Source organism: Thermanaerothrix sp. (assembly GCA_026417795.1).
Taxonomy (GTDB): Bacteria; Synergistota; Synergistia; order Synergistales; family Synergistaceae; genus Thermanaerovibrio.
The window spans coordinates 1-2,309 of the sequence record JAOACP010000071.1; the positions used below are offsets into that span (position 1 = coordinate 1).

The 2,309-nt window shown below is 55.8% G+C and carries 2 protein-coding genes; one reads left to right on the top strand and one right to left on the bottom strand.

All coding sequences use genetic code 11. From position 1 onward, the window contains the following. A partial coding sequence (gene thiC, locus N2315_08995; GenBank protein MCX7829310.1) for a phosphomethylpyrimidine synthase ThiC occupies window positions 1–1,298 on the top strand: 1,298 nt, incomplete at its 5' end. A gap of 24 nt (window positions 1,299–1,322) precedes the next feature. Here thiC and N2315_09000 read toward each other — a convergent pair. Next, window positions 1,323–2,309 (bottom strand): histidinol dehydrogenase (locus N2315_09000; protein MCX7829311.1); only part of this gene is annotated, 987 nt, incomplete at its 5' end.

Here is a 2,309-nt window from a genome sequence, read left to right on the forward strand (position 1 = left end):
AGCTTGAAGCAGCCCGTCAATCGATTCTTACGGAAGAGATGAAGGTTTGTGCAGCCGCAGAACAGGTTCGTCCGGAGGTGGTTCTGGGAAAACTTCAAACAGGGCATGCCGTGCTCCCTAAAAACAAACGGCATTCCCTTGTTCGACCAATGATAGTGGGCGAAGATTTTTCCGTAAAGGTGAACGCTAATATTGGCACTTCTCGGGGGTATTCTTCGTTGGAAGAGGAACTTGAAAAGATGGAGGTGGCCATCGAAGCCGGGGCAGATGCTCTGATGGTCCTTTCTACCTGGGGATCCCTGAAGGAAATACGCCAGCGTGTTGTGGAGCGCAGTCCCGTTCCGGTAGGTTCTGTTCCTATTTATGATGCGGCGGTGGAGGCCTATCATCAAGGGAAACGGGTTATCGATTTTGCGGAAGGGGATTTTATCGAGATGGTCCGGAACCACGCAGAGGATGGTGTTGATTTTATGACCATCCATGCAGGAATAACCCGGCGGGTACTGGAGTGCCTTCCAAAAACCCAGGCAGGGTCCCCTCTTTATCACTCTCGTCGATACATCCCTCTGGTAAGTCGCGGGGGAGCCATCCTTGCTGGCTGGATGCGGCAAAATAAACAGGAGAATCCTTTTTATCATCATTTTGATGAGATTCTTGATATCGCCCGGGAATACGATGTGACCTTAAGTTTAGGAGATGCCCTGCGGCCAGGGGCGATTCATGATGCAACCGATCAGGCCCAGATCGAAGAGCTATTTGAACTGCAGGCCCTGGTTGAGCGGGCCCGGGCACAGGGTGTCCAGGTTATGATAGAAGGGCCGGGCCATGTTCCCCTTGATGAGATAGAAACAGACATAAACCTCATGAAAAAGATAGGGAAGGGAGCCCCTGTTTTTGTATTAGGGCCTCTTCCTACCGATAGGGGGGTGGGATACGATCATATCGTTGCTGCCGTAGGGGGTGCCCTCGCAGGTTTTTATGGGGCCGACTTTCTTTGCTATGTAACTCCTTCAGAACATGTGTCTCTTCCCGGTATAGCCGAAGTTCGGGAAGGGGTTGTGGCCGCCCGTATCGCCGCCACCATTGCCGATGTGGCCCGGCATCACCCTGGGGCCCTTGCTTTANAAAGCCGAATGTCCCTTGCCCGTTCCCGCCTTGATTGGGAAGAAATGTTTGCAACAGCCATCCACCCTGAAAGGGCCCGCAAATATTATGAGGATCGGCCCTATAAAGAAGAGGGCTGTTCCATGTGTGGCCCCTTTTGTGCCATACGGATAGGGGAGTCTTTGGGGAGCTAACATTAGGATACTACGAAGGTCCCGTTATTCTCCCTTTATCCGCAGGGCCGCGCTTCGCCGGTGGGCCTCAAGACCTTCCGCCCGGGCTATCCGCTCGGCCGCTTCATAGGCTCGAGAAACCGCCTTTCCTTCGGTGCATCGGAGGGTCGTTTGGGTTTTCAGGAAGTGCCGAACCGAAAGCCCGCCGGTAAAGCGGGCGGTTCCACCGGTCGGAAGGGTGTGGTTTATCCCCGCCGAATAGTCCCCCAACACCTCTGCGGTCATGGACCCAATGAAAAGGGATCCGTAGTTATACAGCCCTTCAATCCAGGACTCAGGATCGGACACATGGAGTTCCAGGTGCTCAGGGGCAATCAGGTTAGCTATCTCCTGGGCTTCCTCTTTGCTGGAATAGATCACCATGAGCCCCCCCTTCTGTAAGGACGCCCGGGCAATATCGGCCGTCGGGAGGGTTTGAACCTGCTCTTCTAATTCCTGGGATATCTCTTCCGCCAGTTTCTGAGAAGGAACCAGCAGTCGGGCCCGGGCATCGGGATCATGCTCTGCCTGGGCCAGGAGGTCCGCCACAACAAGAGAGATGGATGAAAGGTTCCCCTCTTTAAAAGGCTCCCCCTGGCGAAGGGGTTCCGGAGGAGTCGCCGCAGGGCCTCCCCCTCTTTTTGCGTCAGCTTTTTCTGTTCCATCCCAGATAATCAGCACATCCGTGGGGCCCGCCACAAAATCAATGCCCACCCGCCCATACAGCAGGCGTTTTGCCGCCGCCACATACTTATTCCCCGGTCCAACGATGAGATCCATCCGCGGGATATGCTCCGTTCCCCGGGCAAGGGCCGCAATAGCCTGGGCTCCACCCATGGCATACACCCCCCGGGCCCCGGCCAGGGCGGCGGCGGCCAGAATACGGCGATCCGGCAATCCATCCTTGCGGGGAGGAGAAACCACAAAAATCTCAGGGACCCCCGCCACCACCGCCGGGACAACCCCCATCAACACCGTCGATACCCTGTCTCT